This is a genomic window from Streptomyces sp. NPDC007088, assembly GCF_042869355.1.
Classification (GTDB): Bacteria; Actinomycetota; Actinomycetes; order Streptomycetales; family Streptomycetaceae; genus Streptomyces.
On the sequence record NZ_JBIAFO010000009.1, the window covers coordinates 129,598 to 154,184 of the forward strand.

Consider the following 24,587-nt stretch of genomic DNA (forward strand, 5'->3'; position numbering starts at 1 on the left):
GTGACGGGTTCTCCTCGGCGCTGCGGGGGCGGACTGTCCTCCGTCAGTGTGCCCCTCCCCTCCCGCCCGTCACGGTCAGGGCTCGACAAGTCCCGCGCGGATCGCGTAACGCGTCAGCTCCAGGCGGTCCTTGAGGCCGAGTTTGTGCAGCAGGTTGGCGCGGTGCCGTTCGACGGTCTTCACGCTGATCACCAGGAGCGAGGCGATGTCCTTCGAGGAGTGTCCCTCGGCGACGAGTTTGAGGATCTCCTCCTCACGATGGGTGATCGTCCGGTCGGCGGAGGGGTCCTCGCCCCGCCGGACCCGCTCCAGGTAGTGCCGGACGAGGGCGCCGGTCGCACCGGGGTAGAGGAAGGGTTCGTCGCGCATCGCGGACCGGCACGCGGCGAGCAGGTCCCGGTCGGCGAGCGACTTGAGCACGTAGCCGCCGGCCCCGGCCTTCAGCGCCTCGAAGAGGAACTGCTCGTTGTCGTGCATGGTCAGGACGAGCATGCGCAGGCCCGGCATCGTCCGGGACAGCTCCCGGGCGGCCTGGAGGCCGGTCATCCGGGGCATGGCGATGTCGAGGACGGCCAGGTCGGGCCGGTGCAGGCGGGCCTGTTCCACGGCGTCCGCTCCGTCCCCGGCCTCGGCGACCACCGTCAGGTCGGGTTCCGCGTCGAGGATCAGCCGCAGCCCGCGCCGCACCAGGGCATGGTCGTCGGCGAGCAGGACGCGGGTGGCCGCGGGGGCCGGGCGGGCCCCGTTCGTGGTGTGCGTCGCGTGGGCCGGGGGCGCCGTGTTCGTGGCGGGGGCTGTGGTCATGGCAGGGTCACGTTCTCCGTGCGGGGCGGCAGGGGCCAGGTTCGGTGCGGGGCCCTTCTTCTCGCCGGGCGGATCGACGGGCCGGGGCGCCACGGGGGCCCGCAGGCGGATCTCGGTGCCCCCGCCGGGGGCCTCGCCGACCTGGAGGGTGGCCCCGATGAGCAGGGCCCGCTCCCGCATGCCGCGCAGACCGGCGCCCTCGGGTGCGGCGCCCACCCCCCGGCCGTCGTCGCGCAGCCGCAGTTCGACGCCGTGCGGGAGGCGGCGCAGGCTCAGGCGGAGATGGCGGGCGCCCGCGTGCCGGACGGTGTTGGTGACGGCTTCCTGGGCGACGCGGTAGAGGACCAGCTCCACGTCCGCGCTCAGGCGCGGGAGTTCGGGGTCGAAGCGGCGGGCGACGTTCAGCCCGCTGCCGGCCGGTACTTCGGCGAGGAGGGAGGCGAGGGCCGAGCGCAGACCGAGTTCGTCGAGGACGCCGGGGCGCAGGCGGCGGGCGATCCGGCGGATCTCGTCGAGTCCGCCGCGCGTCGTCTCCTGCACCTGATGCAGCCGTTCGGCCAGTTCGGGCGGGGCGCCCTGGGCGGCGCTCTTGAGTTCCAGGAGGACGGCGGTGAGGGTCTGGCCGACCTCGTCGTGCAGCTCCTGGGCGATGCGCCTGCGTTCGCCCTCCTGCGCGGACAGGGCCCGCGCGGTACTGGTGGCCCGCTCGGCCTCCAGCCGGTCCAGCATCGTGTTGAACGCGGTGATCAGCCCGGCCACCTCCCCGTGCCCGGAGACGTCGGGGCGCCGTCCGGGGCGCAGCAGGTCGGTCGTGGTCATCGCCCGGTTGAGGCGCTGGAGCGGGGCGAGGCCGACGCGCAGCAGGGCCGCGTTGGCGCTGAGCATCGCGGCGAGGCCGACGGCGAGGATGAGCGCCTCGGTCAGCACGACGGGGGCGGAGACGGTGACCGGCCCGAGCAGGAGCATGCTCGTCGCGGCGAGCAGCACGGCGGCGTTCAGCAGGAAGATGCGCCAGAACAGCGACATCGCTCGGCCTCCTCAGGGGTTGTCCGGGCGGCGGGTCGGCCGGGGCGCGGCGCGGTGTCCCGCCCAGCCTGGCGCATCGCGGCGGGCCCCGTCCATCCGTGGTGACACCCATCGCGCGCGCCGCCGGCCCGTGGGGGGCGCGGCCCGGCGAGGATGCGCGGCGCGCTCCCCCCGGGCTGGGCGGTGGCCCCGATGGCGGTGCGCACGGGATGCGGGGAGGGTCGAAGCAGGTGCCGGGAGGCCGCTCGGGGCGGCGGGGGCCGGGCCGCGACCGCCGTCGGCGGGGCCGGCGGGAGGCCGCGCCGCGGCCTGGACCGGGCGCGAGGTGTGGCGGGGGCGTGAGGACGGAATGCCCTTGGTACGTCGCCCCGGACGAAGGACCGTACGGGCCGCCGTCGCGCGGCCGTGGGCCGGCGGAAGAGAGGGGCGAGCGATGGACGACCGTTTCGACGAGAGGCTCACCACCCTGGAGCGCGAGCTGCGCCGCGAGGACCCGGGGCTGGACCGCGCCCTGCGCACCGGCCGGCCACGCCGTGTCGTACGGGGCTGGGCGCTGCTGCTGCTCGCGGCGGCGTTCGCGGTCCTGCTGGGCGGGCTGTTCGCGGGCCACGGCCTGGTGCTGGCGACCGGGCTGGTGGTCGCGGGGATAGCGGCGCACCTCCTGGAGCGTCCGCTCGCGCGGCCACGGTACGGGCTGGGAGAGGCGCCGCGCGCCTGTTGCGGAGACGGCCCGCCCGGCGGGCAGTGACCGGAACCCGGCCCGGAGGCGGGCAGTGACCGGAGCCCGGCCCGGGGCACCCGCCGGGCGGCCGTGACCGCTCGCCCTTCCGGGACCGGTCGGCGCGGCTGAACCGCTCGACGACCGCCCGGCGCGGTGCTCGGGGCCCGGCGGGACCTCCGGTGCGGAATCCTGGTGGGGAGTCTCTGGTGGGGGAATCCTGACGGAGCTTCCCGGTCGGGGTTTTCGGGCCGGTGGTTGACGAGTCGCGCGAGCGCAAACACCCGGGTGGCCCGTGAAATTCCCTCTCGGCGAAACACCCCCTATCTCCCCCTCCCAGACGATTTGTCGGCATTGCCGTACGTTAAAGTACTGGTCAAATAACAGGCTCGGTCAGCCGCTTCGGCGCTGCCGGGCATGCGCGCGGCCGGGGTCGGGTACCTCGGCGTCGCAGGCCAGGGAGGGGGCATCCCATGGAGACCGAACGGCTCACCGGCCGTGCGCCGGCGTTCCTTCGCCCCTCCGGCCGGCACGGACACCTCCCGGCCACCACGGTGCGCCCCCGGGGCCGTGGGCGGATCGGGGTCCGGCCGCGCGACGCCGTACCCCATAGCGCCACCGCCCGCTGAGACCGGCCGCCGGACCGTTCGCCGTCCCGGCCGGCCGCTCCTCCCCGCCCCCTGATCCCGCGTCCCGGGGTCCGTCCCCCAGTCCCGCCACCCCGGTAAATCCGGGCGCGGGGACACGGGAGCCGCAGCCCGGGGACCGTCCGCGCCGAGGCACGGCTGTTCCGTGCGCCTGACGGGATGGCACGGTATGGGAGCCGTGCGGCTGCCGCCGCCCGGCCTGTCACCATGCGTCCCCGCATCCGGAACACCGTACGGAGTTTTCGATGGAGCCCACCGCTCACTTCCGCAAGACCGCTCTCCCGGGAATCGGAGCCCGCTACGACCTGGACACCGAGTCCGGCAGGCACGTGTCCGTGGTGGTGCGCCAGGACGGCCGCCGGATCATCGGGCTCCACGACCCGGAGGACGAGGACAGCTGCCTCGACAGCGCGCAGCTCGACCCGGCGGAGTCGCTGGCCCTGGCCGGTCTGCTCAAGCCCGACCCGGTCAGGTACCTGCACAGCCACGTGGAGATCGATCTGGTCACGGAGCACATTCCGGTGACGAAGCGGTCCCCGTTCGCCGGCCGGGTGCTGGGCGCCACCCAGGCCCGCACCCGCACCGGTGCCTCGATCGTCGCCGTGCTGCGGCGCACCGACGCCGTCCCCTCTCCGACCCCGGACTTCCGCTTCGCCATCGGGGACGTACTCGTCGTCGTCGGCACCCGCGAGGGCGTGGACGCCGTGGCCGAACTGATCACTGGAGGATGACCCCTCGTGCACGACACGACTGAACTGCTGATAGAGCTGGGTGCGATCATTCTCGGCCTCGGCCTGCTCGGGCGCCTGGCCGGGCGCATCGGCTTCTCCCCCATCCCTCTCTATCTGCTGGCGGGCCTGGCCTTCGGGCACGGCGGTTTCCTGCCGCTCAACGCCAGCGAGGAGTTCGTCGCGACGGGCGCCGAGATCGGGGTGATCCTGCTGCTGCTCCTGCTGGGCCTGGAGTACAGCGCCTCCGAACTCGTCACCAACCTCAAGACGCAGTACCCCTCGGGCATCGTGGACTTCGTGCTCAACGCACTGCCCGGGGCGGTCTGCGCGCTGATCCTCGGCTGGGGTCCGGTGGCAGCCGTGGCGCTCGGCGGGGTCACCTGGATCTCCTCCTCCGGGGTGATCGCCAAGGTCCTCGGCGACCTGGGCCGGCTCGGCAACCGCGAAACCCCCGTCATCCTCGGGGTCCTGGTCATCGAGGACCTCGCGATGGCCGTCTACCTGCCGATCCTGACCGCGCTGCTGGCCGGGCTGAGCCTGGGCGGCGCGAGCCTCACCCTGCTCATCTCCCTGGGCACCGTCGGCCTCGTGCTGTACCTCGCGCTGCGCCACGGCCGCCTCATCAGCCGCATGGTGTCCTCCGACAACCCGGAGATGCTGCTGCTGGTCGTGCTGGGCCTCACCGTGCTGGTCGCCGGGGTCGCGGCCGAACTGCAGGTGTCGGCCGCGGTCGGGGCCTTCCTCGTCGGCATCGCGCTGTCCGGTGAGGTCGCCGAGGGCGCGCACAACCTGCTCGCGCCGCTGCGCGACCTGTTCGCCGCCGTGTTCTTCGTGTTCTTCGGCCTGTCCACCGATCCCGCCGACATCCCGCCGGTCTTCCTGACGGCGCTGCTCCTGGCCGTCGTCACGGTCTGCACGAAGATCGCCACCGGCTGGTACGCGGCGCGCCGCGCCGGGGTCAAGCGCGCCGGGCGCTGGCGGGCCGGCGGGACGCTCGTGGCGCGCGGCGAGTTCTCCATCGTCATCGCCGGTCTCGCCGTCGGCGTCGAGCCGCGCGTCGGACCGCTGGCCACGGCGTACGTCCTGATCCTGGTGATCGTCGGACCGCTCACCGCCCGCTGGACCGAGCCACTGGCCCGCAAGGTGCTGGGCCGCGCCCGGCCGGCCCCGGCCGAACCCCCCGCCGTACAGAGTGCCGAGGCCCCGGACAGCACGGCCGCGGCGAACTAGGGGGCCCTCGTGCAGCCGAGAGAGATTCCGGACACGTACACCGAGGGGTTCCGCGAGACGCTCGCCGAGGTGGCCCGCACCGGGCGGCGGCTGAGCCGGGAGGAGCTGACCGCGCGCCGCAGTCTCGGCGAGCAGGCGGCCGAGGACGGCTACGGGCTGCGCTCCCTCGTCAACGGGCTCCTGACAGCGGCCCGGACCAACTGGCCCGCGCCCCTCGGGGCCGCGGGTCCCGAGGTGCTCGCCGCCGTCGAGCAGGCCGTCGACGCGAGCGCCGAGGGCTACGAGCGGGCCCAGCGGCTCGCGGTGCGGCACGAGGAGGCCGCGCGGCGCGAGTTCGTCGACGACCTGCTGCACGGCCGCGCCGACCAGGGGCGGCTGGCGGAGCGCGCCGAGCGCTTCGGGCTGCGGCTCGCGCACTCGCACGTGGTCGCGGTGGCCAGGGGCCCGGAACCCTACGACGACGGGCATCCCGTGGCGCGGGCCGTCGAGGCGGCCGTCTTCGCCCGGTTCGGTGATCGCAGGACCCTGCTGACCACCAAGAACGACCTGCTGATCTGCGTCGTGCCGGCCGGGCAGGAGGAGATGGCCCGCTTCTTCGCGAAGCAGGCGTACGCCTCGGCCGAGGACTGTCGCGCCGCCGTCGGCCGCCCCCACCCCGGTCCGGGCGGGGTGGTGCTGTCCTACGAGGAGGCCGTCGGCGCGCTGGACATCGCGGACCGCATGGGCTTCGACAACCCGGTGCTCTCCACGAGCGACCTGCTGGTGTTCCCGGTGCTGATGCGGGACCGGCAGGCGATGTTCGACCTCATGGACACCGCGCTCGGCCCGCTGAAGGCGGCGCGCGGCGGACCGGGACCGCTGCTGCGGACGCTCACGGTCTACTTCGACGCGGGCTGCGTCTCCGCCGAGGCCGCGCGTCGCCTGAGCCTGAGCGTGCGCGCGCTCACCTACCGGCTGGAGCGCATCCGGGCGCTGACCGGCATGGACCTGAACGACTCCATGGACCGCTACTCCCTGCACACCGCGGTCATCGGGGCCCGGCTGTTCGGCTGGCCGGGCGAGGACGCCTGATCGCGCCCGGCAGGCGCCGCGTCAACCACATCTGACGCCCCGTCGGGAAGCGGTGACCTGCGCCTCTATGCTCTACACGGCTGTAGACGGCGCGAGGGACGCGCCGGTTGTCCGCGGGAGGAAGACACGATGGTGTTCACACGACTGCTCGGTTCGCTCGGGGTGGGCGGGCCCACGGTCGACACGGTGCTCGCGCCGGGCCCGGTCCTGCCCGGCGGGACGCTGTCCGGCGAGGTACGGATCGAGGGCGGCAGGGCACAGGCCCAGATCGAGGGCATCACGCTCGAACTCGTCGCCCGGGTCGAGGCCGAGACCGGGGACGGCGAGCACGAGGGCGGGATCGTCTTCGAGCGGTACCTCGTCGGCGGCGCTCTGCGCGTCGCCGAGGGCGGGCGCGAGACCGTGCCCTTCTCCCTCGTCCTGCCGTGGGAGACCCCGCTGACCGAGCTGTACGGGCAGCCGCTCGGCATCGTGCTCGGGGTGCGCACCGAGGTCGCCGTCGCGGGCGCCCGCGACAAGGGCGACCTCGACCCGCTGACCGTCGGCGCGCTGCCCGCGCAGGAGGCGGTCCTGGACGCCTTCGGCCGGCTGGGCTTCGGCTTCCGCTCCGCCGACCTGGAACTGGGCCGGATCGGCGGCACCGGGCAGCAGTTGCCCTTCTACCAGGAGATCGAGCTGACGCCCCCGCCGCGTCACGCGCACGCGGTCAACGAGATCGAGGTGACCTTCCTCGCCTCACCGGGCGGCGTGGACGTCGTCCTGGAGGCCGACAAACGCGGCGGACTGTTCTCCGAGGGGCACGACACCCTCACGCGTTTCTCCGTCTCCCACGAGCAGGCCGGGCACCTGGACTGGACGAGCGAGGTCGACGGCTGGGTGAGCCGGCTCGTGGAGCACCGCGCGGTCTACGGCGACCACGCCTCGTACGGCCACGCGGACCCGTACGGCGGGCAGCACTCCGCTCACGAGGACCACGGCCGGCGCTCCGGTCCGGGCGTCGGCACGGCTGTGGCCGCCGGTGCGGCGGGCCTCGCGGTGGGGGTCGCGGGCGGCCTGGTCGCGGCGGAGATCGTCGACGAGGTCGGGGACTTCTTCGAGGACGAGGACGAGGGGGACGGCGAGGAGGACGAGGACTGAGCCCGGCCGTCCGGCCCGCGCGGGAGGATCTGGCCCGGCCCTGTGCGCTCCTGTAGATTCGGCTCCGACCAGCCGACGGGGGTGTCGACCGCGCCCCGCCGCGACCGCCCTACCGGGAGACACCGCACGCGATGTTCGGAATCAGTGAGATCGCCCTGCTCCTCGTCGTGGTGATCGTCGTCCTGGGGGCGAAACGGCTGCCGGACCTCGTGCGCTCGGCGGGCCGGGCCACCCGCATCCTCAAAGGCGAGCGCCGTGCCATGAAGGACATGGACACCCCCGGGCCACAGGAGGCGCCGGGGCAGCCGCGCACCCTCCGGGCGCGTCCGGGCGACTGGACCGAGAAGCCCCGCGACCCGGCCGCCTGAACGGACCGGAGCCCACCGCGCCGAGCCCTGCCGGAAGGTTCTCCGGCAGGGCTCAAGCCCGCACAGGGGGCCGTTTCACCGGTGCCTACACTGTGCTCGGGCCCGGCACCGGCCCGGCGGAACGGAGAACGGTGATGGCGAGGGACAGCGGCGGGTACGAGGGCGATCCGCCCGTCGGCGTACTCACGGACGCGGCCTCCGTCTTCGGTCTCCTCGCCTCTCCCGCGCGGCTGCACATCGTGTGGGCGCTGGCCGGGGGCGAGAGCGACGTGACCGGGCTCGCGGAACGCGTGGGCGGGGCGCTGCCCGCGGTGAGCCAGCACCTGACCAAGCTCAAACTGGCCGGTCTGGTCGGCGCGCGTCGCGAGGGCCGACGGCAGGTCTACTACGTGTGCGATCCCGATGTCGTCGCGGTGGTCCGGCTCGTGATCGACCGCCTCGACGAGCGTCGTACGTCTCCTGCGGCCCGCCGTGGCCTCGCCTGACACCGCCGCCGCGCCGTTCCAGGTGCTGCGCCGGCTGGGCAGCGGCCCGCGCGGGCTGACCGAGGAGGAGGCCGGGGACCGTCTCGTCCGCTACGGCCCCAACACCCCTCCCCCGCCCCGTGCCCGGCACGGGCTCCTCGTCCTGGCCCAGGGGCTGCGCGACCCGTTCACCGCCGTCCTGCTGTGCCTGGTGCCGGTCGCGGCGGCCGTGGGCGCTCTCGGCACGGCGGGGGTGACGGCCGCGCTGGTGGCCGTGAGCCTGGTCCTGCGGGCGTTCGGCGAGGGCCGGGGCCGGCGGTCCGCCGCCGCCCTGCGCGCGGTGGTGGCCGGTACGGCGGCGGTGCGGCGCAGGCAGACGCCCGGCGGCGCGGCCCGGGTGCGTGAGGTGCCGGTGTCCGAACTGGTGCCGGGCGACGTGGTCCTGCTGGGCCCAGGTGATCAGGTGCCGGCGGATCTGCGGCTGCTGCGCACGCACGGGCTGCGGGTGTACCAGGCGGCGCTCACCGGGGAGAGCGACGCGGTCGCGAAGACGGCCGTCGGCTTCCCGGCGTCCGCGACCCCGGACGGCCGGCGGCCTCGGCCCACCGCGCTCGACGCCCCGGGGCTGTGCCTCCAGGGGGCGTCGGTGGCGGCCGGTACCGCCACCGGGGTCGTGCTCGCCACGGGCGCGGACACCCGGCTCGCCGGGGCCTGGCGGGCTCCGGCCGGGCGCCGGATGCCGAGCGCCTTCGACCGTTCGGTGCGCGCCATCGCCTGGACGCTGGTGCGCTTCATGCTGGTGATCCCGCCGCTCGTACTGGCCGCCGACGCCCTCGTCCAGGGCCGCGGGGCGCAGACCCTGCCGTTCGCGGTCGCGGTGGCCGTCGGTCTCACCCCCGGGATGCTGCCGGTCGTCACGACGCTCGCCCCGGCTCGGGCGGCCGGACGCCTCGCGCGGGAGCACGGGGTGATCGTGAACCGGCTGTCGGCGCTGCACGACCTGGGCGGTACGGAGGTGCTGTGCGTCGACAAGACGGGCACGCTCACCCTGGACCGGCCCGTCGTGCGGGGCAGTCTCGGCCCGGACGGCGATCCGGACCCCGAGGTGCTGCGCTGGGCCGCGGTGGCGGCGGCCTGGACCCTCGAACTGGCCCAGCTTCCCGCCCCGGCCCCGCTGGACGCCGCCGTCCTCGCGGCGGCCGTCGCCGAGGGCCACGACCCCTTCGGGGCGGAGGGGGTGGACGCGCTGCCCTTCGACCCGGAGCGCCGCCTCGCGCTGGCCGTCGTACGCACACCGGGGGTCGCGGGCGGGCACACGCTCGTCGTCAACGGCGCCGTGGAGAGCGTGCTGGACCGGTGCGCGCTCTCCCCCGGGCAGCGCGCCCACCTGGAGGACCGGGTGCGGGCCGCCGCGGACGGCGGGCTGCGGCTGCTCGCGGTCGCCCTCGGTGAACGCGCGGCGCGCACCCGTCCCTACACCCCGGCCGATGTGCGCGGGCTGCGCCTGCTCGGCTTCGTGACCCTGCGGGACGAGCCGGCGCCGAGCGCGGGAGCGGCCCTGCGGGCGCTGGAGCGGCAGGGGATCGACGTGCGGGTGCTCACCGGGGACCAGCCGGAGACGGCGGCGCGGGCCTGCCGTGAGCTGGGCCTCGATCCGGGGCCGGTGGCCAGCGCGGCGGAGCTCGACGCGCTGCCCGCCCCGGCGCGGGACGAGCTGGTCGCGCGCACCCGGGTGTTCGCACGCTGCTCCCCCGCCGACAAGGCGCGAATCCTCGGCCTGCTGCGCGCCTCGGGCCGGACGACCGGTTTCCTCGGGGACGGCGTCAACGACGTGCCCGCGCTGCGCGCCGCCGACGTGGGCCTGTGTCCCTCGGGAGCGGTGGACCTCGCGCGGGAGAGCGCGGATCTCGTGCTGAGCGGCAAGGACCTGACGGCGGTGGGGCACGCGGTGACGGCCGGCCGGCGCAGTACGTCGACGGTCCTCGGGTATCTGCGGCTGACCCTCTCCGCGAACCTGGGCAACGTCCTGTCCATGCTGGTGGCCGGGTTGCTGCTGCCCTTCCTGCCGATGCTGCCGGCGCAGGTGCTCGTGCAGAACCTGTGTTTCGACGCCGTGCAGCTCGCCTTCGTGGGGCGGGGCGCCCGGCCGCGTGCCTCGGCCGGGCCCGCGGTGCTGCGGGTGCCGGGGCTGCTGCGTTCGGTCGTACGGTTCGGGCTGCTCAACGCGGCGGCCGACCTCGCGACCTTCGGGGTGCTCGCGTGCGCGCTGCGGGGCGGCGGCGCCTGGGGAGAGGTGGGTTTCCACTCGGGCTGGTTCACCGAGAACCTGCTGTCCCAGGCCGTTTTCCTGGTGCTGCTGGGGGGTTCCCGGCTCGCGCGCGGACCGCTGCTGCGCGCGGCGGGCGCGCTGGCCGGGGCCGGTGTCCTGCTGCCGCTCGGTCCGGCGGGCGCCGCCCTGGGCCTGGTGCCGCTGCCGGGGCCGTACTACGCGGTGGTGGGCGCGGGGTGCGGGGCGGCGGGCGCGGTGGTCCTGCTGCTGCGCGGCCGGGCCCGGCGTCCGGGGCGTCAGCGCCGCCTCTGAGGCGTCCGCGCGTCGGTGGTCAGCCGTAGGAGACGTCCTCGCAGGGGTTCTCGTCGGCCGAGCGGGCGTCGGAGCCGACGGGTGCGGGCTTGGCCGGGGCGACGGGTGAACTCGGCGCGGCGGACGGGTCGTCGGCGTAGGAGCTGCCGAGCGTCACGGTGACGCCGGGCTCCCCGGCCGCCTTCAGGGTGGCGCCGGGAAACCAGCGCGCGGTGGTGCCGGCGTCCTTCTTCTCTCCGGGGCCGTAGGCGATCGTCGTTCTCGACTGGCCCTGGTCGGGTGAGGTGGCGGTCGAGGCGACCGTGAACCCCGCCGCGCGCAGCACGCCCGCGGCGCGGGCCGCGAGACCGGAGACGGTGGTTCCGTTGCGCACGCTCACCGAGATACCGGCGCCGGTGACCGGGGCCTCGTCGGCGGCCTTCGCCTCACCGGCCTTCCCGGTCTTCTTCTTCGGCGCGCCCCCGACCGGCTTGTCCCGCCGCAGCGCGGACCACAGGGCGTCGGCGTCGGGCTGGACGACGGCGACGCGGCTGCCCTCGTACCTCCAGGGCACCGTCACGAACTTCGTGTTGTGCAGGTCGACGTTCTTCATGGAGAGCGCGAAGGACAGCATCTTGTCGGCCGAGCCGAGTCCGGGGTCGACGGTGGTCGACTCGGTCGCGGCCTCGGCGAGGGGCAGCAGTCTGGTGGGGGTCAGCCCCTTCTCGCGGACGGTCTTGAGCAGCGCGGAGACGAACGCCTGCTGACGTTTGATCCGGCCGATGTCGGAGCCGTCGCCGATGCCGTGCCGCAGCCGGACGTAGTCGAGGGCCTGCCGGCCGGAGACCTTCTGCGTCCCCTCGTGGAAGACGAGTGCGCCCCGGGTGGGGCGCTTGGGGCTGAGGTCGCGCTGGTAGATGTCGTTCGGCAGGCACACCGGGACACCGCCGACCACCGAGGTGAGCTTCGAGAAGCCGTTGAAGTCGACGACCACGGTGTGGTCCACGCGCAGGCCGGTCAGTTTCTCGACGGTGTTCTGGGTGCAGGCCGGGTTGCCCTCCGGGGTCTCGCCGGTGGAGAAGGCCGAGTTGAACATGGCCTCGCTCTGCGGGGCGCTCCAGCTGCCGTCCGGCAGCCGGCAGCGCGGGATCTCGACGAGCGTGTCGCGGGGCACCGAGACCGCGACGGCATGCCGCTGGTCGGCGTAGACGTGCAGCAGGAAGGCGGTGTCCGAGCGGCCGATGTCGCCCTGTCCGCCGCCGAGCTCCTTGTTCTTGCCGGAGCGGCTGTCCGAGCCGATCACCAGGACGTTCTGGCCCCCGCCGGCGGCCTCGGGGCGGTCGTCGGACAGCCCGTCACCGCTGAACGTGCTGATCTTCCCGCCGAGCTTGAACCAGACCCAGCCGAAGCCACCGCTCGCCAGCACGGCGAAGGCGCCGACGACGGCGAGGGCCATCAGGACCTTGTTGCGGCCGCCGCGCGAGGCAGGGCGCCGGGTCCCGATCCCGGCGCCACCGCTCGCTCCGCCCCTGCGTGTCATGACCACACACCCCTGTCCGTCCGGCCCGTCCGGGGGCGGCGCGCGACCCACCCCACAGTTGTACAGTTGCGCAATGTAGCAAGTTTGCCGGTGAGGACCCGCACACCGGTTCCCCCCCCCCAGCACTGAGACGAAGGATGAGGCGCACATGTTCCGTAACGCGTTGGAGCCCTGGCACTTGGCGGTCGTGGTGCTCGCCGCCGTCCTCCTGTTCGGCTCCCGCAAGCTGCCGGACACGGCTCGGGCGCTGGGCAAGTCCCTGCGCATCCTCAGGAGCGAGACGGCGGCCCTGCGCACCGAGAGCGCGGAGGCCACGGGGACCACGGACACGGCCGGGACCGCGGGGGCCCCGGGGACCGCCGGGGGCCGGGAAGCGGACTCCGGCTTCTCGACGGTGCGACAGGACCCGGCGGGCGGTGCGGATACGGCCGGCGCGGGCCGCCGGGACGCCTCCACCACCGGGCCCGTTCCCCGCTGAGGACGCCCCCGGCCGGGCCACGGACGCCGGCCCGGCCGCGACGGCGTACTCCTGGGTGGCGCCGCGGGCCGTTCAGGGCGTGGCTCCGTCGAAGCCGTACCGCAGCGGTTCCTCGCGCACGCGGGGATCGCGCCGGTACACGTACAGCGCCTCGACCCGCAGCCCGGCCTCACCGGGCTCCTCGTCCACCGGACAGGGCAGCGTCACCTGCACCACTCCCGGCCGGTCGGCGACCCTCATCCGCAGTCCGTCCGCGGGCCCTCCGTCGAGCACCGCGGCCTCCCAGCCCTTCACCGCGCCCGTGGACGCCGTATCCATTGACATGCCAAAGAGTTTAGGGCTCGCGCGATAAAGGCTGTTCGCGGCGTTCGGAGGGTGTCGCCCGGCCGGGCCCGGACCCGCCCCGCAGACGCCGGGCCCCCGTAGGGGAGACCGGCCGCTCCCGGCGCGGGAGGGGCCGCGCCGCCGTCTCCGGCGGACGGCCCCTCCCGGTGCCCCGGCCGGGCCGGGGGTCAGTGCCCCCGGTCGATCCACTCCTGGACGTGTCCGGCCTCGGCGCCGATCGTGGTGCTGTCACCGTGTCCGGTGCGCACCACCGTGTCGGCGGGCAGGGTCAGCAGTTTCTCGCGGATCGAGTCCACGATGGCCGGGAAGTCACTGAAGGAGCGCCCGGTGGCTCCGGGACCGCCCGCGAACAGCGTGTCCCCCGTGAACACGGTGCCGAGTTCCGGCGCGTACAGGCACACCGCGCCCGGCGCGTGGCCCGGAGTGTGCAGCACCGTCAGTTCGGTCCCGCCGACGCGGATGCGCTGACCGTCCGCGAGGGGGCCGTCCGGCACGAGGCCGGGGTGGGTCAGCTTCCACAGCTCGGTGTCGGCGGGGTGCAGCAGGACGGGGGCCCCGGTGCGGTCCGCGAGGTCGGGCGCGGCGCCCACGTGGTCGTCGTGGGCGTGTGTGCACACGATCGCCGTGACGCGGCGTCCGGCCACCTTGGCGGCGATGGCCTCGGCGTCGTGCGCGGCGTCGACGACGATCACCTCCTCGTCGTCGCCGACGAGCCATACGTTGTTGTCGACCTCCCAGGTCCCGCCGTCGAGCGAGAAGGTGCCGGAGGTGACGAGGTGGTCGATGCGGGCGGCCATCAGAAGACCACCACCGAACGCAGCACGTCGCCCTCGTGCATGCGCGCGAAGGCCGTCTCCACCTGATCGAGCGCGATGGTCTCGGTGACGAACGCGTCGAGGTCGAGCCGCCCCTGGCGGTAGAGGTCGATGAGCATCGGGAAGTCGCGCGAGGGCAGGCAGTCGCCGTACCACGAGGACTTGAGGGAGCCGCCACGGCCGAAGACGTCGATCAGCGGCAGCTCGATCTTCATCTCGGGGGTGGGCACGCCGACCAGGACGACGGTCCCGGCGAGGTCCCGGGCGTAGAACGCCTGCTCGTAGGTCTCGGGGCGGCCGACCGCCTCGATCACCACGTCGGCGCCGAAGCCTCCGGTCAGCTCGCGGATCGCGGCGACCGGGTCGGTGGTGCGGGAGTTGACGGTGTGGGTCGCGCCGAGCCTCTTCGCCGTCTCCAGCTTGCGGTCCTCGACGTCCACCGCGATGATCCGGGCGGCCCCGGCCAGCCGCGAGCCCATGATCGCCGCGTCGCCGACGCCGCCGCAGCCGATGACGGCGACGGTGTCCCCGCGCGTGACCTCGCCGGTGTTGATGGCGGCGCCGATACCCGCCATGATCCCGCAGCCCAGCAGTCCGGCGGCGGCCGGGGACGCCTCCGGGTCCACCTTGGTGCACTGCCCGGCGGCGACGAGGGTCTTCTCCGCGAAGGCCCCGATCCCGAGGGCCGGGGTCAGTTCGGTGCCGTCCGCGAGGGTCATCTTCTGCCGGGCGTTGGCCGTGTCGAAGCAGTACCACGGGCGCCCGCGCTTACAGGCCCGGCACTGGCCGCACACCGCACGCCAGTTGAGGACGACGTAGTCGCCGGGGGCCACCTCGGTGACGCCCTCGCCGACCGATTCGACCACCCCCGCCGCCTCGTGGCCGAGGAGGAAGGGGAACTCGTCGTTCACCCCGCCCTCGCGGTAGTGCAGGTCGGTGTGGCACACCCCGCACGCCTGGATGCGCACGACCGCCTCGCCCGGCCCCGGGTCCGGGACGGTGATGGTCTCGATCCGCACCGGCTCGCCCTTGGCCCGCGCGATCACGCCCTGTACCTGCTGTGGCATCTTGAAGCCTCTCTCTTCCGGGGTCGGGATCGCCCGTCCGCGATTGTCTCGCAGCCCGGCGCCCGGGGCGCCCAGGGGCCCGCCCCCCGCAGGTCGCGGCGGACGGGCGCCCGCCGCGCGCGGCACGGGCCTGTGCCACAGTGAAGGCCGTATCCACAGGGCGCGAGGGGGACTCGGTGAAGGTGGGACGGGCGCGCGAGGCCGCCGTCGACTGGGTGACGCGGTACGCCCGTGTCCGGCCGGACTTCCGGGGCGCCTACGTCACCGGCTCGACCCTGGCACTGGAGCGGGACGCCGACCTCGCGCCCACCTCCGACGTCGACGTCGTGGTGCTCGTGGACCGCGCCGAGGCCCCGCCCAAGCCGGGGAAGCTGGAACACCGGGGCGCGCTGCTGGAAGTGACGTACGAGCCGTGGAGCACGGTCGTCTCGCCGGAGACGGTGCTCGGCGACTACCACCGGGCGGGCCCCTTCGTACGGGACTGTGTGCTCGCCGACCCGACCGGGCGTCTGGCCCTCCTGCGCGAGCGGGTCGCGCGGGACTTCGCCGACCGCTTCTGGGTGCGGCGCCGGTGCGCCCAGGCCGAGGAGCGGGTACGGGACGGGCTCGGCGCGCTCGACGCGGCGGCGCCCTTCCACGAGCAGGTCACGGCGTGGCTCTTCCCGACCGGGGTGTCCGCCCATGTCCTCCTGGTCGCCGCGCTGCGCAATCCGACGATCCGGCTGCGCTACCCGGCGGCCCGCGAGGTGCTGAGCGACTTCGGCCGGCTGGACCTGTACCCGGCGCTGCTGGACTCCCTGGGCTGCGCGCGCCTGCCGGCCCGGGTGGTACGGCGGCACCTGGCCACCCTGGCGGAGACCTTCGACGCGACGGCGGGCACGGCGCGCACGCCGTTCCCCTTCAGCTCCGACCTGACCGCGCGGGCCCGTCCGATCGCCGTGGCCGGCGGTGCGGCGCTGATCGCGGACGGACTGCACCGGGAGGCGGTCTTCTGGATCGTGGCGACCCTGGCCCGCTGCCACACGGCACTGGCCGCGGACGCCCCGCACGAGCACGCGCGCCGGTGGCCGGCCTTCGCCGGGGTCCTCGCCGATCTCGGCATCCACACGCCGGCCGATCTGCGCCGGCGGGCCCGGTCCACCGTGCGGGACCTGCTGCCCCGGGTGAGCGCGGCGGCCGAGGAGATCAGGGCGGCGCACCCCGGAATCCGGGGCCGGGGCGGACATCCGCCCCTTACCACAAGTGACGGGAGTTCAGCGGTGATGTGACGGTCCAACGCATCACTCGTTTGACGCAGCGAAGGTTCCCTTCCGCCGCCGTCATCCGAAAGGTTCTCCCATGCCGACGTCCTCGCGGCAACAGTCCCGCTCCCCCGGGGAGCGCATCGACCTGGACCAGGCCGAGGCGGCTCTCGTGGAGCAGTACGCGCGGCTCGTGCGTCTCGCGTACCTCGTCCTGCCCCCGTCCGTGGGCCGGCACCGCCGGGTGCTCGCCGCGCACGGCATCGTCCAGCGGGCTCTGCCCGGCACCGGTTCCCGGCTGCTGCGGCCCGCGCCGCGCCGGGTGCCCTCGCCACGCGGCGCCCGGGACCGCCCGGGGTACGCGTGGGTGCGCGAGCAGATCCTCCGGGAGGCCCTGGCCCACGAGCGGCGCCCGCGCTGGTGGCCGGGGCGGCTGCCGCCGCCGCGCGTCCTGCGCCCGGGGCTGCCGGTCGTCTGGGGCCTGCGTTTCTTTCCCCGGGCGGGCGGTACGGAGGAACTGGCGCTGGACCAGGCGCTGGCGAAGGCGGACGGGGTGACGCGGGCCGCTCTCGCGCTCTCCACCCTGGAGGGGCTCCCCGAGGCCGGGGTGCGCGAGGTGCTGAACCGGCTCGGTGTCACCGACACCTCGACACCTGTCGTACTGGCCGGCCGGCTGGCCCGGGACGCCGAGGGGGACCCGGCCGCGCTCGTGCGCTCGGCCGAGTTCGACCCCTCCTCGGTGCGGACCCGGCCCACGGACCTGCTGCGGCGCAGGCACCGGGTGCGGCTCGGGACGGTCCTCGCCGCGGCCCTCGTGGCGGCCGCTCTCCTGGTGACCCTGTTCGGCTCGGGCGCCGCCACCCTGCCCTCGGCCGGTCCCGCCCCGGTCCCGCGCGGTACGGGGGCGCTGGACCCGCGCGGGGTGGTCGACGAGAGGGCGGTGCCGTGGGACGACACCTCCCGGGTCGACTTCACGGCCTGGCCCACCCGCGGGGAGCGCTCCGGAGACGAGGAGCTGCTCGCACGGGCGCTCAACGCGTGGGCGCACGCCGCGCGGGCGGTCGCCGGCGGCGCGGCGAGCGGGGAGCACGACGGGGTACGCGTCACCCGCGCGCCGGGCACCCCTGTCGACGCGCCGCCCCGCTCCCCGAAGCTGCTGTTCGCGGGGGACGTGGACGGATCGGCCGTGGTCCTGCTGCACGACGGGGAACGCGCGGTGCGCTACACCCGGCCGCTGCGCGGCGCGGGGGACGCGGCCCTGGACCTCGTACGTACCGACGACGCGGACGTCACGACGGCGGCGGCCCTCGTGCTGAGCCGCACCCGGGCGGGCACCCGCTATCTGACCGCTCCGTGGGTGGACGGGAGCACGACCAGGGACCTGCTGAGGCCGGACACCCCGGCGGCGGCCCTCGCGGTGTCGCGCTCCGGGGTGACCGCTCCCCTGCCCGGGGCCCCGGCCGGTGGTGCCTGTACCGCCCTGCCGGTGCTTCAGCTGCGTTCCTCCGCGCGGATCGTGGAGAACCACTCCTTCCTGCTGGCCGACCTCGGGGACCTCACCCCGGTGCACCTGACGTACACGCCGCTGCCGGGCTCGGGCGCCCCCGCCCGTCAGCCGCGTGAGGCGACGGGCCCGGCGGCCCTGCTCGCGTGGGCCCGGCTCGGCTGCCGGCTCGACGGGATGCGGGGACTCGGGGTCCGCTCCGTCAACACGTGGGACTTCGCGCGGCAGGACCTGCCCGAGGAGGGCGGCCGCGCGGTGTGGGCCTGCACCCGGGCCGACACGTGGCGCGGACCGGGTGACGTACTGCTGTCGCTGCGCACCCCCGCCCCCTCCCCCGCCGCACCGGTGGACGTCGTGGGGCGGGCGCGGGCGACGGCGGCGTGCAGCAGGTTCGGCCAGCACGTGGTGGCCGGTACGCACTGGCGCTCCCCGGCGGGTCACTGGTACGTCCTGGGCGCGGGCAGCCGCGCGGTGACGGCGCTGCGGGCGCGGGGCGCGGTGAGCGGCGTCCAGCGCGGCACGACCTTCGCGCACCGGGCCCCCGAGGACGCGCGGGTGCGGTTCACCGGGAGCCTCGCCGGCGGCGGGGCCCTGCGGGAACTCTCCTACGGGAAAGGCTAGTTCGGCGGGGCTCGGCCGGCCGGAGCGGCGCGTTCCCCGGGGGCGGCGCCCCGCCGCCCGGTCCCGGCCGGGCGGCGGCCCGGCGGCGGATTCAGGCCACCCATCCGCGTCATCATCGCCACTTGTGGCCCACCCGCTCGCCCCGCTCTCCGCGTCGGCGCGCATTTCGGGGTGGTGGCGGCGACACTGTGGCGATGACCGACGATCAGCGGGACCAGGACCCGTACACGGAGAAGGGCCTCTCGGAGGCGTACGCCGAGGAACGCCGCAGGGCCCGCCTGGTGCTGGCCGCTCGGGCGCAGAACGCGGAGGACCTGTCCTTCCTGCTGGAGATCCTGGACCTGCGGCCGCAGCGGGAGCGCCCGCCCCGGGACCGTGAGCGGCCCCGCCGAGAGGACGGCGAGTCGCCGTAGCCCGAGGAGGCCCCGGAGCGCGAGGTGGCCGGCGCGGGCCCAGGTGCGCCGGTCCGGCCGCGGCCGGTCCGTCCGCGGCCGGGCCACCGGGCCGCGGGCCTCTGCCGCGCCGCGGGCCTCTGCCGCGCCGCGGGCGGTCAGCCGGCCTCGTGCCCCTCGGCCCCCTCGGCCCCCGGCTGCCCCGCGAAATAGGTCGCGATCATGTCCTCGTCCCCGTGTCCCTCCCGTACGGCGCGCGCCGAGCGCCGGGCGGCGGCGGGGAGCAGGTCGAGCCGCAGACCGCTGTCCCGTACGGCCGCCAGGATCAGTTCGGTGTCCTTGAGCGCCGTGGACAGGGCGAAGCTGGGGGTCAGGTCGCCGGACAGCACGGCCTCGGCCTTCGCGCGCAGGTACGGGCTGTCGAGCGGCCCGCCGGAGACGACGTCGAGGAAGGAGCGCGGGTCCACGCCCAGGCCGTCGGCGACGTTCAGGGTCTCGGCGACCCCGCCGACCAGGGTGGTGAGCCACGTGTTGGTGACGAGTTTGAGCCGGGTCGCGGCGCCGGGCTCGGCGCCGGCCCACACGGTCTTCTGCCCGATGGCCGAGAGCACCGGTTCCACGGTCGCGCGAGCCGGCTCGGGGCCCGACACCAGGACGGTCAGCCTGCCCTGTTCGGCGGGCTGCTTCGTACCGGACACGGGGCTGTCGAGGTAGACGAGGCCCCACTTCGCGGCCAGTTCCGCGAGGGACCCGGTGGCCTCCACACCGACCGTGGACACCTGGAGCCAGATCTGCCCGGGGCGCAGTCCGGGGCGGGCGGCGTCCATGGCCGACTCGACGGCCGCCCCGTCGTTCAGGACGGTGAGCAGGACGTCGGCCTCCCGGACGGCGTCCTCGGCGCTCGCGGCGACCTCGGCGCCGTCGCCTGCCAGGGCCTCGGCCTTCTCCCGGGTGCGGTTCCACACGTGGACCCGCAGGCCGGCGCGCAGCAGGCTGCGGGCCATGGCGGACCCCATGATTCCGGTGCCCAGGACGGCGACGACGGGGGTGGTGGCGGTCATCAGGGTGCCTCCGTGAGGTGGTGACGGCGGTCGGCGCGCCCCGCGGGGCGCCTCCTGTGTCCACCCTGCCATCCGGGGCGGGGGGACGGCGCGCGGGCGGGGTGGAGGAGGGGGGCCTACGGTGACGGTGACCTGACCGGTTTGACCTGGAGCGCGCTCCAGGGAGGAGCCTTTCCCCATGGCTGCGAGAGTCCCCCGGCTGCGGCCGGACGTGCCGGTGCCCGCTGACGGGCTCCCCATCGGGGAGGCCGCGGCGGCGCTCGGCCTGAGCGTCGACACCCTGCGCTACTGGGAGCGGGAGGGGCTGACCGCCGAACCCGCCGCCCGGGGCCCCTCGGGACAGCGCCGCTACACGGAGCGCGACCTGGAGTGGCTGGCCGGGGTCGTGGCACTTCGTCGTACCGGCATGCCCATCAGGACATCCGGGCCTTCGCCGCGATCAGCCGGGAGGAGGGCACCGAGGCGCGGCGTCTCGCCTTCTTCGAGGCGCATCGTGGGCGGGTGCTCGAACGGCTGCGGGAGACGCGGGCGTACCTGGCCGCGATCGACGCGAAGATCGCGTACTACCGCGCGGTGAGCGGGGAGCGGGGCGGGGCGCAGCCCGGCGGACGGGCGGCGGCGGGGGGACGCGCGGCACACCACTGACACGAACGAGAGGCACGAGACATGAGGACGGTCGCACTGGGTTCGCAGGGGCTGCGCGTCTCCGCGGAGGGGCTGGGCGCCATGGGCATGAGCGTCTGGTACGGGCCGCGGGACGAGGAGGAGTCGGTCGCGACGCTGAACCGGGCGGTCGATCTCGGCGTCACCCACATCGACACCGCGGAGGCGTACGGGCCGTTCGAGAACGAGCGGCTCCTGGCCCGCGCGCTGGGCCGGCGGCGTGAGGAGATCACCCTCGCCACCAAGTTCGCCACCGAGTTCGACGACGACGGCACCGCGCACGGTCCCAACGGCTCGGCGCGGTACGCGCACCGGGCGGTGGACCGTTCGCTGCGCCACCTGGGCACCGACGTCATCGACCTGTACTACCTGCACTGGGTGGACCCGGACGTACCCGTCGAGGAGACGGTCGGCGCGATGGGCGAGATGGTCGCGGCGGGCAAGGTGCGTCACATCGGGCTGAGCGAGGCGAGCGCCGAGGAGATCCGGCGGGCGCACGCGACCTTCCCGGTGACCGCGCTCCAGTCGGAGTACTCCTTGTTCTCGCGGGACGTCGAGTACAACGGGGTCCTGGAGACGGTGCGTGAGCTGGGCATCGGTTTCGTCGCCTTCTCGCCGCTGGGGCGCGGTTTCCTGTCGGGGCGCATCACGCGGGCCGGGGACCTGGCGCCGGACGACGCGCGGCGCGGGCTGCCGCGGTTCTCCGAGGAGAACATCGCCGCGAACCTGCGGGTGGTGGCGGAGCTGGAGCGGATCGCGCGGCACAAGGGCGTGAGCACGAGCCAGCTGGCCCTGGCCTGGCTGCTGGGGCGCTCCGTGGTGCCGATCCCGGGGACGAAGCGCCGCACCTACCTGGAGGAGAACGTGGCGGCGGCCGAGGTCGTCCTGAGCGAGGAGGAGTACGCGGCCGTCGACGCGGTCTCTCCGTACGGTGTGGCGGCCGGGGCGCGCGAGAGGTAGGCGCGCGCCACCCCTCGCGCCGGTACCGCGCGGCCGTTGTCAGTGGCGTACGGCAGGCTGGGACACGGCCCGTCGATGACGGGCTGTCAGGCGTGGCCCGCTGGGCCACGCCGGGCCGGCACCACCGGGGACGGAGAGCGGAGCACGTGATGACGGTGCAGGAAGTGACCGATGCGAGGTCCGAGGCGGCGCGGGCCTGCCTGCGGCTGCGGCAGGCGGCACGGGCCGTGCTCGACGACCCGGGGACCGCGCCCCTCGCGGCGGCGCTGCTCGCGGGCCCCATGGCGGAGGCGGACACCGCGCTGCGGGCCGCCGGCCTCTCGGGGAACGAGGCCGAACTGTGCGAGCTCCTGGGGCTGCCCGCATGAGCGGCTCGCGGGCGGGGCGCGTCCTCGCCGCGGGTGCGGCGCCCCTGGAGCCGCCGCCGGAGGCGCGGCGCTGCGGCTGGGCGAGCGGCACCTCGGAGCTGATGGCGGCGTACCACGACCGCGAGTGGGGCAGACCGGCGCACGAGGACGCCTACCTGTTCGAACTGCTGGTCCTGGAGGGCGCGCAGGCGGGCCTGTCCTGGTCGACGGTGCTGAACAAGCGGGAGAACTACCGCCGCCTGCTGGACGGCTTCGACGTGCGCCGGGTGGCCGCGTACGGGCAGCCGGAGCTGGACGCGCTGCTCACCGATCCGGGGATCGTGCGCAACCGGCTGAAGGTCGCCTCGCTCGTGAAGAACGCGCGCGCCTTCCTCGCGGTGCGCGAGGAGTGCGGTTCCTTCGACGCGTACCTGTGGCGGTGGGTGGACGGGAGGCCGGTGGTGAACACGCGCGCCTCGGGCACCGTCCCGCCCGCCCGCACCGAGTTGTCCGACCGGATCAGCAAGGACCTGAAGAGGCGGGGGTTCGGCTTCGTCGGGACGACGATCACCTACGCCTTCCTCCAGGCGGTCGGCGTGGTCGACGACCACGCCGAGGACTGCTGGGTGCGCCGGGGGAACTGACCGCTCCCCCGGCGCGGTGGGGGCGGGGTCAGTCCTTCTGCTCGACGCGGACCCAGTCGATGTCGGCCTGCACCCCGCCCTGGGCGACCCGGTCCACGCTGGACTGGGGCAGTCCCCAGTAGGGCTCGGTGACCTTGTTCCAGCCGGCCGGGTAGGCGCCGCCCAGCGCGAGGTTGAGGATGAGGTACTGGTCGTGGTCGAAGACCCACTGGCCGCGCGTGGACTCCAGCTTGTTGCGGCTGGTCTCCTGCACCACCCGGTCGTCGACCGAGAAGGTCATCCCGGTCGGCTTCCACTCGACGGCGTAGGTGTGCCAGGCGTCGGCTTTGGCGTCGGGGTAGGTCTGCTGGGCGCCGATGTTGCCGTCCGCCGAGTAGCCCGGCCCGTGCAGGGCGCTGGAGGTCCAGTCGCCGTAGCCGATGTTCTCCATGATGTCGGTCTCGCCGGTGGCGGGCCAGGAGACCTTCGGGTCGTCGACGTTGCTGCCGAGCAGCCAGAAGGCGGGCCAGAAGCCGTCGCCGACCGGCAGCTTCATACGGGCACTGACCTTGCCGTAGGTGAAGTCGAACTTGGTGTTGGTGTCGATGCGGCCGGAGGTGAAGTCGTAGGTGGTGCCGCCGGCCTCGGTGCAGCCCTTGCAGTACTTGCTCTTGAGCTGGAGCACCCCGTCCTGGGTGGAGATGTTGTCGGGCGAGTCGACGTACGCCTGGGACTCGCCGTTGACCGGTCCCATCTCGGTGCCGGTGCGCACGACGCGCCACTTGGAGCGGTCGAGGCCGTCCCCGGTGAAGTCGTCGAAGAAGGTGGTGCGGTAGTCCCCGCCCTGCTCGCCGGGGAGCGCCGGGTAGGCGGCCTCGGCGCTGCCGCCGGTTCCCCACACCTCGAACTCGTAGAGCGAGTAGCCGAACTGGGCGGTGGCGGGCGCCGGGTTGTAGAAGGAGCGGCGCTCCTTGCCGAGCATCCTGACGTACCGCCCGGTGGCGGGGGTGGGCAGCTGGACGGTGTCGTGCTTCCCGGCCGACTGGCCCGGGGTGCCGACGTCGGCGCGGCGTGCCTCGACCTCGGCGGCGGAGGGTTCGTAGACGGTGCGCCAGTTCTGGTTGTCGTCGGAGACCTGGATCGCGTAGTCGACGGCGAAGGCGGACTCCCAGTACAGGTCGACGCTGTCGATCGTGGAGGCCGCGCCGAGGTCGACGGAGACCCAGCGGTCCGCGTTCCAGTCGCTGGACCAGCGGGTGGCGTCGCCCTTGAGGTCGTCCGGTTTCCCGCCGTCGGTGACGAAGGCCGGCGAGTTGCCCGCGTTCTGGTAGACATCGCTGTAGGCGGGGTGGTGCAGGGCGAGGTTGCCGCGGGTGGTGGTGGCGGGGGCGGGCTGGCCGCCGTACACCTTGAGGGCGGACAGCGCGTAGCCGCCGCTCGCGGAGCGCTCCACTCCGCGCATCCGCACGTAGCGGCCGCGCACCTCCTGCGGGTAGGTGTGGGCGGTGACGCTCTCGCCGGTGCCCTGGTCCTCGGTGAAGAAGGGTGTCCAGTCGCTGCCGTCGTCGGAGGTCTCCACGACGTATTTCTTGCCGAAGTCGGTGCCCCAGTCCAGGACGACGCGCTCGATGCGCAGTCTGCTGCCGAGGTCGACGCTGATCCACGCGTCGTCGGCGGCGTCGCTGGTCCAGGTCGTGGCGCCGTTCCCGTCGAAGGCCGCCTGGGCGCTGCCGCCGGAGGCGGAGACGGCGGCCGGGTCGGCGCTGTAGGCGGCGGCCGCGAGGTCGGTGTCCCAGGCCGCGGCGGCGCGGGCGGCGCCGGCTCTCGGGGCGGCGGCCGGGTCGGCGACGGCGGGCACCGCGAGCAGGCAGGCCGCGGACAGGGTCGCGAGGGCGACGGTGAGGGTGCGGGAGGTGCGGGGCGTAAGGCTCGTACGGGATGGCATGCGGCTCTCCTAGCGGGAGGTGGGGGGCGCCCTTCCATCGGTGCGGGTGCGGTGCGCGTGCGGACCGGCATGTGGGGTGCCGTTCGGCCGTGGCGCGGGGGTGTCGAGGGACGTGTTCTGTCGCGGGGCAGGGGGGTGCGGTCGTCGGGTGGCGTGGTGCCCGGCGGTGGCGCAAGCGCTTTCGGCACCGGTACAGGCGTTGGAGCGTGAGTAAACACAGGCCCGGAGA

At 74.8% G+C, this 24,587-nt stretch carries 23 protein-coding genes and 2 pseudogenes; 17 read left to right on the plus strand and 8 right to left on the minus strand.

Going from position 1 to position 24,587, the window contains the following annotated elements; translation table 11 throughout:
• Nucleotides 1-75: 75 nt before the first annotated feature.
• Nucleotides 76-804, minus strand: a complete 729-nt coding sequence (locus tag ACFYMP_RS16505) for a response regulator (protein WP_388857526.1) — start codon at nucleotides 802-804, stop codon at nucleotides 76-78.
• 90 nt (nucleotides 805-894) lie between these two features.
• A pseudogene (locus tag ACFYMP_RS16510) lies at nucleotides 895-1,830 on the minus strand (HAMP domain-containing sensor histidine kinase); the annotation flags it as partial.
• A gap of 433 nt (nucleotides 1,831-2,263) precedes the next feature.
• Between ACFYMP_RS16510 and ACFYMP_RS16515 the strand changes: the two are divergent.
• From ACFYMP_RS16515 to ACFYMP_RS16550, 8 genes are all read left to right on the plus strand, one after another.
• Nucleotides 2,264-2,578: a DUF3040 domain-containing protein gene (locus ACFYMP_RS16515; RefSeq protein ID WP_388857081.1), complete on the plus strand. Its 315-nt coding sequence runs from the start codon at nucleotides 2,264-2,266 to the stop codon at nucleotides 2,576-2,578.
• 862 nt (nucleotides 2,579-3,440) lie between these two features.
• Entirely contained in the window at nucleotides 3,441-3,926 is a 486-nt protein-coding gene (locus ACFYMP_RS16520) for a cation:proton antiporter regulatory subunit (RefSeq protein WP_388857084.1), read from the plus strand.
• Between the two features lie 6 nt (nucleotides 3,927-3,932).
• A complete protein-coding gene (locus tag ACFYMP_RS16525; RefSeq protein WP_388857087.1) occupies nucleotides 3,933-5,156 on the plus strand; it encodes a cation:proton antiporter in 1,224 nt (407 codons plus the stop codon).
• Between the two features lie 9 nt (nucleotides 5,157-5,165).
• The gene (locus ACFYMP_RS16530) at nucleotides 5,166-6,227 is read left to right on the plus strand and encodes a PucR family transcriptional regulator (RefSeq protein WP_388857090.1); all 1,062 of its coding nucleotides are present in this window, start codon (nucleotides 5,166-5,168) and stop codon (nucleotides 6,225-6,227) included.
• A 129-nt stretch (nucleotides 6,228-6,356) separates the two neighbouring features.
• A complete protein-coding gene (locus tag ACFYMP_RS16535) occupies nucleotides 6,357-7,364 on the plus strand; it encodes a sporulation protein (RefSeq protein WP_388857093.1) in 1,008 nt (335 codons plus the stop codon).
• Nucleotides 7,365-7,495: 131 nt separating this feature from the next.
• Nucleotides 7,496-7,732, plus strand: coding sequence for a twin-arginine translocase TatA/TatE family subunit (locus ACFYMP_RS16540; protein WP_388857096.1), 237 nt, complete (start codon nucleotides 7,496-7,498; stop codon nucleotides 7,730-7,732).
• 134 nt (nucleotides 7,733-7,866) lie between these two features.
• A complete protein-coding gene (locus tag ACFYMP_RS16545) occupies nucleotides 7,867-8,217 on the plus strand; it encodes an ArsR/SmtB family transcription factor (protein ID WP_388857099.1) in 351 nt (116 codons plus the stop codon).
• A complete protein-coding gene (locus tag ACFYMP_RS16550; protein WP_388857101.1) occupies nucleotides 8,204-10,777 on the plus strand; it encodes an HAD-IC family P-type ATPase in 2,574 nt (857 codons plus the stop codon). Before ACFYMP_RS16545 ends, ACFYMP_RS16550 begins: the two co-directional genes overlap by 14 nt.
• A 19-nt stretch (nucleotides 10,778-10,796) precedes the next feature.
• Here the strand turns inward: ACFYMP_RS16550 and ACFYMP_RS16555 are convergent, their stop codons facing one another.
• Nucleotides 10,797-12,296 (minus strand): LCP family protein, encoded by a 1,500-nt coding sequence (locus tag ACFYMP_RS16555; RefSeq protein ID WP_388857104.1) that lies wholly within the window; start codon nucleotides 12,294-12,296, stop codon nucleotides 10,797-10,799.
• Nucleotides 12,297-12,444: 148 nt separating this feature from the next.
• Between ACFYMP_RS16555 and tatA the strand changes: the two genes are divergently transcribed.
• Nucleotides 12,445-12,774: a Sec-independent protein translocase subunit TatA gene (gene tatA, locus ACFYMP_RS16560; protein WP_388857107.1), complete on the plus strand. Its 330-nt coding sequence runs from the start codon at nucleotides 12,445-12,447 to the stop codon at nucleotides 12,772-12,774.
• A 72-nt stretch (nucleotides 12,775-12,846) separates the two neighbouring features.
• Here the strand turns inward: tatA and ACFYMP_RS16565 are convergent, their stop codons facing one another.
• The 3 genes from ACFYMP_RS16565 to ACFYMP_RS16575 all read right to left on the minus strand — a co-directional run bounded on the left by ACFYMP_RS16565 (nucleotide 12,847) and on the right by ACFYMP_RS16575 (nucleotide 15,001).
• Nucleotides 12,847-13,092 carry a hypothetical protein gene (locus ACFYMP_RS16565; protein ID WP_388857529.1) on the minus strand — a complete coding sequence of 82 codons (246 nt, stop codon included), beginning with the start codon at nucleotides 13,090-13,092 and terminating at the stop codon, nucleotides 12,847-12,849.
• Between the two features lie 194 nt (nucleotides 13,093-13,286).
• Entirely contained in the window at nucleotides 13,287-13,916 is a 630-nt protein-coding gene (locus ACFYMP_RS16570) for an MBL fold metallo-hydrolase (protein WP_388857110.1), read from the minus strand.
• Complete coding sequence (locus ACFYMP_RS16575) at nucleotides 13,916-15,001, minus strand: S-(hydroxymethyl)mycothiol dehydrogenase (protein WP_388857113.1); 1,086 nt, start codon at nucleotides 14,999-15,001, stop codon at nucleotides 13,916-13,918. Before ACFYMP_RS16575 ends, ACFYMP_RS16570 begins: the two co-directional genes overlap by 1 nt.
• Nucleotides 15,002-15,177: 176 nt before the next feature.
• On the opposite strand from ACFYMP_RS16575, the gene ACFYMP_RS16580 reads away from it, so the two are divergent.
• The 3 genes from ACFYMP_RS16580 to ACFYMP_RS16590 all read left to right on the plus strand — a co-directional run bounded on the left by ACFYMP_RS16580 (nucleotide 15,178) and on the right by ACFYMP_RS16590 (nucleotide 18,780).
• Nucleotides 15,178-16,269: a hypothetical protein gene (locus ACFYMP_RS16580; protein ID WP_388857117.1), complete on the plus strand. Its 1,092-nt coding sequence runs from the start codon at nucleotides 15,178-15,180 to the stop codon at nucleotides 16,267-16,269.
• 70 nt (nucleotides 16,270-16,339) lie between these two features.
• Nucleotides 16,340-18,367: a hypothetical protein gene (locus ACFYMP_RS16585; protein ID WP_388857120.1), complete on the plus strand. Its 2,028-nt coding sequence runs from the start codon at nucleotides 16,340-16,342 to the stop codon at nucleotides 18,365-18,367.
• 194 nt (nucleotides 18,368-18,561) lie between these two features.
• Nucleotides 18,562-18,780, plus strand: coding sequence for a hypothetical protein (locus ACFYMP_RS16590; protein ID WP_388857123.1), 219 nt, complete (start codon nucleotides 18,562-18,564; stop codon nucleotides 18,778-18,780).
• A 137-nt stretch (nucleotides 18,781-18,917) separates the two neighbouring features.
• Here the strand turns inward: ACFYMP_RS16590 and ACFYMP_RS16595 are convergent, their stop codons facing one another.
• Entirely contained in the window at nucleotides 18,918-19,820 is a 903-nt protein-coding gene (locus tag ACFYMP_RS16595) for an NAD(P)-dependent oxidoreductase (protein WP_388857126.1), read from the minus strand.
• Between the two features lie 178 nt (nucleotides 19,821-19,998).
• Between ACFYMP_RS16595 and ACFYMP_RS16600 the strand changes: the two are divergent.
• The 5 genes and pseudogenes from ACFYMP_RS16600 to ACFYMP_RS16620 all read left to right on the plus strand — a co-directional run.
• Nucleotides 19,999-20,178, plus strand: a pseudogene (locus ACFYMP_RS16600) (MerR family DNA-binding transcriptional regulator); the annotation flags it as partial.
• 11 nt (nucleotides 20,179-20,189) lie between these two features.
• Nucleotides 20,190-20,465: a hypothetical protein gene (locus ACFYMP_RS16605; RefSeq protein ID WP_388857572.1), complete on the plus strand. Its 276-nt coding sequence runs from the start codon at nucleotides 20,190-20,192 to the stop codon at nucleotides 20,463-20,465.
• 21 nt (nucleotides 20,466-20,486) lie between these two features.
• Nucleotides 20,487-21,443, plus strand: coding sequence for an aldo/keto reductase (locus tag ACFYMP_RS16610; protein WP_388857129.1), 957 nt, complete (start codon nucleotides 20,487-20,489; stop codon nucleotides 21,441-21,443).
• A gap of 149 nt (nucleotides 21,444-21,592) precedes the next feature.
• Nucleotides 21,593-21,811, plus strand: coding sequence for a hypothetical protein (locus ACFYMP_RS16615; protein WP_388857132.1), 219 nt, complete (start codon nucleotides 21,593-21,595; stop codon nucleotides 21,809-21,811).
• On the plus strand, nucleotides 21,808-22,434 hold the full coding sequence (locus ACFYMP_RS16620) for a DNA-3-methyladenine glycosylase I (protein ID WP_388857134.1): 627 nt from the start codon (nucleotides 21,808-21,810) through the stop codon (nucleotides 22,432-22,434). Before ACFYMP_RS16615 ends, ACFYMP_RS16620 begins: the two co-directional genes overlap by 4 nt.
• A 28-nt stretch (nucleotides 22,435-22,462) precedes the next feature.
• On the opposite strand, the gene ACFYMP_RS16625 is transcribed toward ACFYMP_RS16620, so the two are convergent.
• The gene (locus tag ACFYMP_RS16625) at nucleotides 22,463-24,358 is read right to left on the minus strand and encodes a discoidin domain-containing protein (RefSeq protein WP_388857137.1); all 1,896 of its coding nucleotides are present in this window, start codon (nucleotides 24,356-24,358) and stop codon (nucleotides 22,463-22,465) included.
• Between the last annotated feature and the right edge of the window lie 229 nt (nucleotides 24,359-24,587).

Coding starts and splice junctions, on each gene's coding strand:
- ACFYMP_RS16505 (WP_388857526.1), bottom strand. CDS start 804: ATGACCACAGCCCCCGCCACGAACACGGCGCCCCCGGCCCACGCGACG.
- ACFYMP_RS16515 (WP_388857081.1), top strand. CDS start 2,264: ATGGACGACCGTTTCGACGAGAGGCTCACCACCCTGGAGCGCGAGCTG.
- ACFYMP_RS16520 (WP_388857084.1), top strand. CDS start 3,441: ATGGAGCCCACCGCTCACTTCCGCAAGACCGCTCTCCCGGGAATCGGA.
- ACFYMP_RS16535 (WP_388857093.1), top strand. CDS start 6,357: ATGGTGTTCACACGACTGCTCGGTTCGCTCGGGGTGGGCGGGCCCACG.
- ACFYMP_RS16540 (WP_388857096.1), top strand. CDS start 7,496: ATGTTCGGAATCAGTGAGATCGCCCTGCTCCTCGTCGTGGTGATCGTC.
- ACFYMP_RS16545 (WP_388857099.1), top strand. CDS start 7,867: ATGGCGAGGGACAGCGGCGGGTACGAGGGCGATCCGCCCGTCGGCGTA.
- ACFYMP_RS16555 (WP_388857104.1), bottom strand. CDS start 12,296: ATGACACGCAGGGGCGGAGCGAGCGGTGGCGCCGGGATCGGGACCCGG.
- tatA (WP_388857107.1), top strand. CDS start 12,445: ATGTTCCGTAACGCGTTGGAGCCCTGGCACTTGGCGGTCGTGGTGCTC.
- ACFYMP_RS16565 (WP_388857529.1), bottom strand. CDS start 13,092: ATGGATACGGCGTCCACGGGCGCGGTGAAGGGCTGGGAGGCCGCGGTG.
- ACFYMP_RS16570 (WP_388857110.1), bottom strand. CDS start 13,916: ATGGCCGCCCGCATCGACCACCTCGTCACCTCCGGCACCTTCTCGCTC.
- ACFYMP_RS16575 (WP_388857113.1), bottom strand. CDS start 15,001: ATGCCACAGCAGGTACAGGGCGTGATCGCGCGGGCCAAGGGCGAGCCG.
- ACFYMP_RS16585 (WP_388857120.1), top strand. CDS start 16,340: ATGCCGACGTCCTCGCGGCAACAGTCCCGCTCCCCCGGGGAGCGCATC.
- ACFYMP_RS16590 (WP_388857123.1), top strand. CDS start 18,562: ATGACCGACGATCAGCGGGACCAGGACCCGTACACGGAGAAGGGCCTC.
- ACFYMP_RS16595 (WP_388857126.1), bottom strand. CDS start 19,820: ATGACCGCCACCACCCCCGTCGTCGCCGTCCTGGGCACCGGAATCATG.
- ACFYMP_RS16610 (WP_388857129.1), top strand. CDS start 20,487: ATGAGGACGGTCGCACTGGGTTCGCAGGGGCTGCGCGTCTCCGCGGAG.
- ACFYMP_RS16615 (WP_388857132.1), top strand. CDS start 21,593: ATGACGGTGCAGGAAGTGACCGATGCGAGGTCCGAGGCGGCGCGGGCC.
- ACFYMP_RS16620 (WP_388857134.1), top strand. CDS start 21,808: ATGAGCGGCTCGCGGGCGGGGCGCGTCCTCGCCGCGGGTGCGGCGCCC.
- ACFYMP_RS16625 (WP_388857137.1), bottom strand. CDS start 24,358: ATGCCATCCCGTACGAGCCTTACGCCCCGCACCTCCCGCACCCTCACC.